Origin of the sequence: Marilutibacter maris, from assembly GCF_006546735.2 — a bacterium.
GTDB lineage: Bacteria > Pseudomonadota > Gammaproteobacteria > Xanthomonadales > Xanthomonadaceae > Marilutibacter > Marilutibacter maris.
This window is the reverse complement of record NZ_VICD02000332.1, coordinates 1-7,710: the sequence shown is the minus strand read 5'-3', so window position 1 is coordinate 7,710 and position 7,710 is coordinate 1. Positions and strand designations below refer to the sequence as shown.

At 69.2% G+C, this 7,710-nt stretch carries 9 protein-coding genes; 3 read left to right on the top strand and 6 right to left on the bottom strand.

Annotated features, from left to right (window positions below; translation table 11 throughout):
• Both FKV24_RS18515 and FKV24_RS18510 read left to right on the top strand, forming a co-directional pair.
• Positions 1–586, top strand: a 586-nt coding sequence (locus FKV24_RS18515; protein WP_141483440.1) for an MFS transporter, incomplete at its 5' end; no start/stop codon positions are given.
• A gap of 83 nt (positions 587–669) precedes the next feature.
• A complete protein-coding gene (locus FKV24_RS18510) occupies positions 670–939 on the top strand; it encodes a DUF3297 family protein (protein ID WP_111267611.1) in 270 nt (89 codons plus the stop codon).
• Between the two features lie 20 nt (positions 940–959).
• Here the strand turns inward: FKV24_RS18510 and FKV24_RS18505 are convergent, their stop codons facing one another.
• Both FKV24_RS18505 and FKV24_RS18500 read right to left on the bottom strand, forming a co-directional pair.
• Positions 960–1,721, bottom strand: coding sequence for an ABC transporter permease (locus FKV24_RS18505; RefSeq protein WP_111268189.1), 762 nt, complete (start codon positions 1,719–1,721; stop codon positions 960–962).
• Between the two features lie 11 nt (positions 1,722–1,732).
• Complete coding sequence (locus FKV24_RS18500; protein WP_141483439.1) at positions 1,733–2,707, bottom strand: ABC transporter ATP-binding protein; 975 nt, start codon at positions 2,705–2,707, stop codon at positions 1,733–1,735.
• 384 nt (positions 2,708–3,091) lie between these two features.
• Here FKV24_RS18500 and FKV24_RS18495 point away from each other — a divergent pair, with 384 nt between their 5' ends.
• Entirely contained in the window at positions 3,092–3,466 is a 375-nt protein-coding gene (locus FKV24_RS18495; protein WP_111267613.1) for a YciI family protein, read from the top strand.
• Between the two features lie 24 nt (positions 3,467–3,490).
• On the opposite strand, the gene FKV24_RS18490 is transcribed toward FKV24_RS18495, so the two are convergent.
• The 4 genes from FKV24_RS18490 to FKV24_RS18475 all read right to left on the bottom strand — a co-directional run bounded on the left by FKV24_RS18490 (position 3,491) and on the right by FKV24_RS18475 (position 7,531).
• Positions 3,491–4,090 (bottom strand): hemerythrin domain-containing protein, encoded by a 600-nt coding sequence (locus FKV24_RS18490; RefSeq protein ID WP_111267614.1) that lies wholly within the window; start codon positions 4,088–4,090, stop codon positions 3,491–3,493.
• A 228-nt stretch (positions 4,091–4,318) separates the two neighbouring features.
• Complete coding sequence (locus tag FKV24_RS18485; protein ID WP_111267615.1) at positions 4,319–5,608, bottom strand: aminopeptidase; 1,290 nt, start codon at positions 5,606–5,608, stop codon at positions 4,319–4,321.
• Positions 5,609–5,739: 131 nt separating this feature from the next.
• Complete coding sequence (locus FKV24_RS18480) at positions 5,740–6,771, bottom strand: polysaccharide deacetylase family protein (RefSeq protein WP_141483438.1); 1,032 nt, start codon at positions 6,769–6,771, stop codon at positions 5,740–5,742.
• Between the two features lie 88 nt (positions 6,772–6,859).
• Positions 6,860–7,531, bottom strand: a complete 672-nt coding sequence (locus tag FKV24_RS18475; protein WP_141483437.1) for an SDR family oxidoreductase — start codon at positions 7,529–7,531, stop codon at positions 6,860–6,862.
• Positions 7,532–7,710 lie beyond the last annotated feature (179 nt).

Genomic DNA, 7,710 nt, shown 5'->3' with positions numbered 1-7,710 from the left:
CACGCGCGGGCGGGTGTGGCGCTCGCCGGTGGCCTGGGGCCTGGCGCTGATGTTCGGGATGACCTCGCTGGTCACCTATTCGATGTTCACCTGGCTGCCGGCGCTGTTCGCCGCCGCCGGCGCCAGCCCGGCCTTCGGCGGCAACATGGTCGCGCTGTTCTCGACCCTGGGCCTGGCCACCGGGCTGGTGATGCCGGCAATCGCGGTGCGGATGCGCAACCCGTTCCCGGTGGTGCTCGCCTGCCTGGCCTGCTTCGCCGCCAGCTTCCTCGGCCTGCTGTGGGCGCCGATGGCGGCGCCGGTGCTGTGGGTCGCCCTGCTCGGACTGGGCCCCAGCACCTTCCCGCTGTCGCTGGTGCTGATCAACCTGCGCACCCGCACCGCCGGCGGCTCGGCCGCGCTGTCGGGCTTCACCCAGGGCGTGGGCTACACCCTCAGTTGCGCCGGCCCGGTGGTGTTCGGCGCCCTGCACGACGCCAGCCATGCCTGGGGCCTGCCGTTCGCCTTCCTTGGCCTGTGCCTGGCGGTGCTGGCGACCGGCGGCCTGCTCGCCTGCCGGCCGCGGATGCTCGAGGACACCTGGTAGCCGGGTCGCGCGGACCGGGGCGCATCGCCGCGCCCCACGCTATCCTTGGCGCCCAGACACATCCGTACACGCAAGGCCACGCCATGTCCGACACCCCGCCCGACCGCCTGTCCAACGACCCGCGCAGCAAGTTCTACGACGAGGCCCTGCTCGAACGCGGCATCGGCATCCGCTTCAACGGCATCGAGCGGCACAACGTCGAGGAGTACTGCATCAGCGAGGGCTGGGTGCGGATGGCGGTCGGCAAGGCGCTGGACCGTCGCGGCCAGCCGATGACGATGAAGTCCAGGGGCACGGTCGAGGCCTGGTTCCTGACCCCGGCCGGCGACGCGGGCGACGCCGTCGAGGGCTGAGCCGGAGCGCTTCCCGGCGCCTACTGCTTGAGCTTCCAGCCGGTGCGGAAGATCCACATGACGATCCCCAGGCAAACCGCCAGGAAGCCGAGGATCGCCGCCAGGCTGATCTCGACATTGACGTCGGAGACCCCGTAGAAGCTCCAGCGGAAGCCGCTGATCAGGTAGACCACCGGGTTGAACAGGGTGATCTTCTGCCAGACCGGCGGCAGCATGCTGATCGAATAGAACGCGCCGCCGAGGAAGGTCAGCGGCGTGACCACCATCAGCGGGATCACCTGCAGTTTCTGGAAGTCGTCGGCCCACAGCCCGATGATGAAACCGAACAGGCTGAAGCTGACCGCGGTCAGCAGCAGGAAGGCGACCATCCAGACCGGATGCGCGATCTCGTAGGGCACGAACACGCGCGCGGTGGCCAGGATCAGCAGCCCCAGCATCAACGACTTGGTCGCCGCCGCGCCGACGTAGCCGATCACCACCTCCAGCGACGACACCGGCGCCGACAGCAGCTCGTAGATGGTGCCTGCCCACTTGGGCATGTAGATGCCGAACGACGCGTTGGAGATGCTCTCGCCCAGCAGCGACAGCATGATCAGGCCCGGGATGATGAAGGCGCCGTAGCTGACGCCCTCGATGTCGCCCATCCGCGAGCCGATCGCCGCGCCGAACACGATGAAGTACAGCGACGTCGACAGCACCGGCGAGAGGATGCTCTCGCCCAGGGTGCGGAAGGTCCGCGCCATCTCGAAGCGGTAGATCGCCTTGATCGCATGGATGTTGATCGAAGCGGTGCTCATGCCTGCGCCTCCTGCGCGGTGGCCCGTTCGCGGTCCGCACCGTTGCGCGCACTGTTGCGGACCAGGCTGACGAAGATGTCCTCCAGCGAGCTCTCGCTCGAATGCAGGTCGCGGAAATCGATGCCGTGCGCGTGCAGCTGGCGCAGCAGGCCGGCGATGCCGGTTTCCTCCGACTGCACGTCGAAGGTGTAGACCAGCGACTGGCCGTCCGCCGACAACTCCAGCGGCAACCCGGCCAGCTCGGCGGGGATCGCCGCCAGCGGCTCCTGCAGGCTCAGCGTCAACTGCTTCTTGCCGAGCTTGCGCATCAGCGTGGTCTTGTCCTCGACCAGGACCAGCTCGCCGTGGTTGATCACCCCGATGCGGTCGGCCATCTCCTCGGCCTCCTCGATGTAGTGGGTGGTCAGGATGATGGTCACGCCGTCCTCGCGCAGCTTGCGCACCAGCTGCCACATGTCGTGGCGAAGCTCGACATCGACGCCGGCGGTGGGCTCGTCGAGGAACAGGATCTCCGGCTCGTGCGCGAGCGCCTTGGCGATCAGCACGCGCCGCTTCATGCCGCCGGACAGCGCCATGATCTTGCTGTCCTTCTTCTCCCACAGCGACAGCGCGCGCAACACCTTCTCCAGATGCGCCGGATCCGGCGGCCGGCCGAACAGGCCGCGGCTGAAGCGCAGCGTTGCCCACACCGTCTCGAACGCGTCGGTCGAAAGCTCCTGCGGCACCAGTCCGATCTTGCGGCGCGCGGCACGGTAGTCGCGCACCACGTCGTGGCCGTCGGCGACGACCGTGCCGCCGCTCGGATTGACGATCCCGCAGATGATGCTGATCAGGGTGGTCTTGCCGGCGCCGTTGGGGCCGAGCAGGGCGAAGATCTCGCCGCGGCGGATCTCCAGGTCGATGCCCTTGAGCGCCTGGAAGCCCGACCCGTAGGTCTTGGTCAGGCCGCTGACGGTGATGATCGGATGCATGCGTTCTCCCTGCGTGGATGGGGCGTCGACGGCGGCTGCGGCGCGACGGCCCGAACGGTCCCATACCCGGCGCCGTTCCGCGACCCCGCGCGGGCAAGAAGACGGCCAGGACCGGGATTGGCCCCGTCGAGCCCCTCGGGATTGGCACGTTAGCGCGCACGCGGCGGCGTGATAAGTCTTGGCGGGTGGATGCTCATTCCCGCGTTCGGGACAGTCTGCGCGGCCGCGGTCGCAGCGCCTGAGACGGCGCCCCGCCAGGCTTGTTCGCGGCGGCGCAGGAGCACCGCTCCAGGTCCGGCATCGATGGCTGCGACGCGTCATGCATATGCATCGCGAACCGGTTACCGTGTCGCCCTGCCCCCTCTCCCCCGAGCGAGGTTTCCGATGAAGTTCCTGGTCATGATCCACACCGACGACGACCTGGTCGCCGAGCTGCCCGAGGGCGAGTTCGACCGGCTGATGAAGGGCTGTTTCGAGAAGGCCGACGAGTTGCGCGCGGCCGGCAAGCTGCTCGACTCGCAGCAACTCGAACACGGCCGCACCGCGCGCACCCTGCGCCAGCGCGAAGGCCGGATGTCGATCACCGACGGCCCGTTCAGCGAAGCCAAGGAAGTGCTGGCCGGCTTCAACCTGATCGAGGCCGCGGACATGGACGAGGCGATGGAGATCGCCCGCCAGTTCCCGTGGTCGCAGACCGGACACATCGAGATCCGCCCGGTCCGCGACATGGACGCGGTCCGCGACCGGGTCGGCGCCTGAGGCCTTGCGCCACGCGAACGGCACTCAGGCGGCGTCGGCCTCGTAGCAGTCCTCGGCCCGGCGGGCCGCGCGTTCCAGTTGCAGGCGCAGGCGGGCGCGTTCGATCGCGATCCGCTCCTGCGGTGTGATCGCACGCCACAGGTTGGCGAGGAACTCGTCGGCGTTCGCCTGTTCCATCGCCAGCGTCGACTCGGCCACCTTCGACAACACGATGCCCTCGCCCAGCAGCGGTTGCATCGCGCGTTCCTCCTCGTCCATGTGCAACAGGCAGTCGGCGACGAAGCGGTTCCAGGCGTCGTGCAACTGCCGCCGCGCACGAACCCGGCGCGACATTGGCAGGCGTTGCAAGGCCTCGGCCGACGCGCAGATCGCCTCCATGTCGCGATCCAGGCTGTGGTGCTGCTCGTCCAGCCGTCGCGCCAGTTCCGGCGCCACCGCCTGCAGCACCGGCAGCAGGTGCGCGTCCTCCTGTTCGGCGTGGCCGCGCAACATTTCGGCGGCGCGCCTGATCGCCTCCAGCACGGCACGATCGTCGCTGTCGCCAGCTGCGGCCAGCCGGTCGGACACCGCATGGATCTCGTGACGGACCAGCTTGTGGATAACGGTAAGTGCGTTGGGTTCCATCGGGCCTCGTTCCCTGTATCGATGGCCACGGTGGCCATTGGCGGCACAGCCTAAGACCTCGACTTAAGTTGAGGTCAAGCATTGGATCGCGATTTCTGGCTGACCGGCTGCCTTCGGACCGGTCCGCTCCAGATCGGCCCGCTCCAGACCGGCCCGCTCCAGACCCGTTCCGGAACGACGGCGCATGGCGGGCGGCAGCGCCGGGTCCGCCACGCGTCCGGCCGCGACCTACAGCCTCAACTCGCCGTTCTCGACCACGGTATTGCCGTCGAAGGTCACCGTGGCGCCCTGCAAGGATACGCTGAAGCTGTGCGGCACCGAGTTGTCGCCACCGGCCCAGGTGTTGCTGCCGGTGCCCAGCGATACGGTGCCGGCCGGCACCCAGTTGCCGACCCGGCTCTCCGCCGGCAGGCTGACATTCGGATTGATGCCCAGGTCGACGAAGCCGAACTGCTTCTTGCGGTCGTCGTCGATCGCATCGTAGACCGCCTTCATCGCCGCGAAGCCCTCGCCGTCGCCGGTCACCGAGATCAGCTCGCCGCTCTCGAACGTCAGCGTCAGGTTCTCGACCGGCTTGCCCTGGTAGTAACCGTACGATTGCACCAGGGTCCCACTGGCGCTGCCCGGCACGGCCGCGGCATAGACTTCGCCGGCCGGCAGGTAGGTCATCAGCGCCGCGCCGCCCTGGCGCTTCTCCTCGGCGCTGATCGCGCCGTCGCTGACCATCACCGCGCGCCCCTTCACGCTGACACTGAGGTCGGTGCCGTTGGGATGGGTGACATGCACTTGGTCGGCGCCGGCCAACGCCGCCCTGACCGCGTCGCCGCGCTGTTGCAGCGCGGCGTAGTCGAGGTTGACGCCGGCCCAGAACATTTTCGCCAGGGCCGCCTCCGACAGCCCGTAACGCTCGGCCCGCCAGGACGTCGGATACAGGCCGTTGCCGACCTCGATGAAGCGCCCGCCGTTCTTCATGAATGCGTTCTGGACCGTTTCGTCGGCCTTGATCCGCGCCGCGATCCGGGCCGGGTCGGCTCCCTCCAGCAGGTTCTCGCTGGTGCCGTTGCTGAGCTCGATCATCACGTCGGCGTTGTTGGCCAGCATCAGTCCGGCCGCATTGGGGGTGCCGTCGAATTCGGCCGGCACGTCGAAGAACGAGCGCCGGGTCAGGCGGTCGCTGGAGTACTCGACCACCGCATAGCCGCCGGCCTTGCGCACCTGGACGGCGAGGTCCTCCAACAGCTCGGCGTCATGCGGGCGTCCGGAGATCCACACGACCTCGCCGGGCTCGACCGCGGCGGCCTGGGTGACGATGCGTTCGGCCAGCTGTTCCAGTTCGGCGGCGGAAGGCGTGGCGACCGCGTCCGCCGCCGGCGCCTCGGCCTCCATCGGCGCGGCAGTCGAATCGGGACGCTCGCTGCCGGTACCCGCCGGCTTGCAGCCGACCAGCACCGCCAGCAGCGCGATGGACAGGGAGGCGAGAGGGATCGCCGCTGATCGCGGCAGGCGCGTGGTGTTCATGATCGAACTCCCGGGGGAACGCCCTGATGGGCAGGCCCCCGAACCAACGCGCGGCCCTGGCGGCGGCGGTCACCGCCGGTCGGACGCGCGGCGCCGTGCCGACCGACGGCGGAAACGCGCCACCGCGCCGGCTATTCCGACTCCAGCCCCGCCAGGTCCAGCACCCAGCGCGGCACCTGCGGTTCGCCGGCATAGAACGCCTTCGGCCGCTTCTCGGCCATCGCCCAGCGGTGCAGCCAGCTCGGCCCCCAGCGCCCCTCGTAGCCATCCGGGCGCGCGTACGCCGGGTCGGCCATCGCCTCGTCGAGGCCGATGGTGCGGTAGCCGCGACGGCGCACCGCCGCGACCAGTTCCGCATAGGTATCGGCATTGAGGGTGTTGGCGTGCAGCAGCCAGACCTGCGGCAGTGCATAACCGAGCAGGTCGATCGACTGGCGCTCGTAGTAGTCGAGCTTGTTGAGCATGTACGGCACGTAGCCAAGCCGCAGGCGCTCCAGCGTCGCCTCGCGGGCCGCCGGGTCGGCCTGTGCGAGCACCCGTTCGTAGGCGAACGCCCAGATCCACTCGCTGTTGTCGACGGTGACCGGCGCGACCCGGTAACCGTGGCCGGCGAGGAAATCGACCACCGCGGCCTTGTCGGCCTGGCTCCGCCCGGCGCGCAGATAGGGATGGCGGAACCAGCGCGGCGCCTGGTCGCGCGCGGCCATCAGCGGCCGCAGCTGGCGCTCGCCGCGCAGGATGTCCTCCTGGAATGCCGCCACTCCGACCTCGTGCAGATCGACATGGCCCCAGGTGTGGTTACCCAGCTCGAAACCCGCGTCCAGCCAGTCCTCCAGCATCGCCAGGCGCTCGGGCCGGACCCGGCCATCCACTTCCAGCTTGGATTCGTTGACGAAGCCGACCACTGGCGCGCCGGCGAGCTTCAATTGCGCGATCAGGCGCGCATGCCGTGCCGCCAGATCGTCGTCGGCGGTATTGCCGATCCCCTGCCAGGGCAGGTCGTCGATGGTGACGGCGATGCGCCGGTCGGGCGCGGGCTCGCCGGAGGTCGTCGACGGCGCGGCGGCCTGGGCGTGAGCGCCCAGGGCCAGCGAGAAGATCAGCAGCGGCGACAGGACCGACCGCCGCCGGCCCGGCCGAAGCCGTTTCAGGAAGGATCGCATCGAAGCTTCACCGGATACGGCGATCCAGCATAACAAGCCCCGCCGGCCCCGGACGCGCGGGCGGACCACACCTGAGGCCGGCAAGGCTTCACCAGGGCAGCGGCGTGCCGTTGGCGTGCCAGAACGAACCGCTGTCGGCGTCCGACAACGTGTCCAGGCGCTCGACCAGCTGCGCGGCCGACTCGTCCGGGCTGATCTCGCCGGCGTTGTCGACCATGTCGGTGGAGACGAAGCCCGGATGCAGCAGGAACACGTCGATGCCGCGCGGCTTGAGATCGATCGCCAGCGACCTGCCGATCGCATTGACCGCCGCCTTCGACGCCCGGTAGCCGTAGTAGCCGCCGGACCCGTTGTCGGCCATCGAGCCCATCCGGCTGGTGATGATGCCGACCCGGCTGCCCTCGCCGAGCACGCCGGCCAGCACCTGCACGGTGCGCAGCGGTCCCAGCGTATTGATCTCGAACTGGCGGCGCATCGCCTCGAAGCCGTCGCCGTCGATGTCGCCGAACACCTCGCGCGACAGGATGCCGGCATTGCAGACCAGCACGTCGACGCGGGTATGTCCCAGGCGTCCGGCCAGCTCGGCCAGGGCCGCGGCGTCGGAGACATCGATGCCCGCCTCGACCTGTGCGCCGGTGGCCTCGAGCTCGGGGCTGGAATTCCGGCAGACCGCGATCACCTTGTCGCCGCGGGCGCTGAAGCGGCGGGTCAGGGCGAGGCCGATGCCGCGGTTGGCGCCGGTGATCAGGACTGTCTTCATGGTGGGTTCTTCCTTGTTGGGGTGGCCCCATCATGGAGGCCGAAAGCGACAGGTTCCACCCATCCACCCCCGGCCGTCCGCCGGCTAGATGTGTAAACCCAGTACGTTGTTCAGCGGCAGCCGGCTGATGGGTGGCTTGTGGCCCAAACTGGCGTGCGGGCGGTGCCAGTTGTAGTGAT

Excerpts from the sequence above, each read along its gene's own strand:
- FKV24_RS18485 (WP_111267615.1), bottom strand. The coding sequence starts at position 5,608 with ATGAACACCACGCGCCTGCCGCGATCAGCGGCGATCCCTCTCGCCTCC.
- FKV24_RS18480 (WP_141483438.1), bottom strand. The coding sequence starts at position 6,771 with ATGCGATCCTTCCTGAAACGGCTTCGGCCGGGCCGGCGGCGGTCGGTC.
- FKV24_RS18500 (WP_141483439.1), bottom strand. The coding sequence starts at position 2,707 with ATGCATCCGATCATCACCGTCAGCGGCCTGACCAAGACCTACGGGTCG.
- FKV24_RS18475 (WP_141483437.1), bottom strand. The coding sequence starts at position 7,531 with ATGAAGACAGTCCTGATCACCGGCGCCAACCGCGGCATCGGCCTCGCC.
- FKV24_RS18495 (WP_111267613.1), top strand. The coding sequence starts at position 3,092 with ATGAAGTTCCTGGTCATGATCCACACCGACGACGACCTGGTCGCCGAG.
- FKV24_RS18510 (WP_111267611.1), top strand. The coding sequence starts at position 670 with ATGTCCGACACCCCGCCCGACCGCCTGTCCAACGACCCGCGCAGCAAG.
- FKV24_RS18490 (WP_111267614.1), bottom strand. The coding sequence starts at position 4,090 with ATGGAACCCAACGCACTTACCGTTATCCACAAGCTGGTCCGTCACGAG.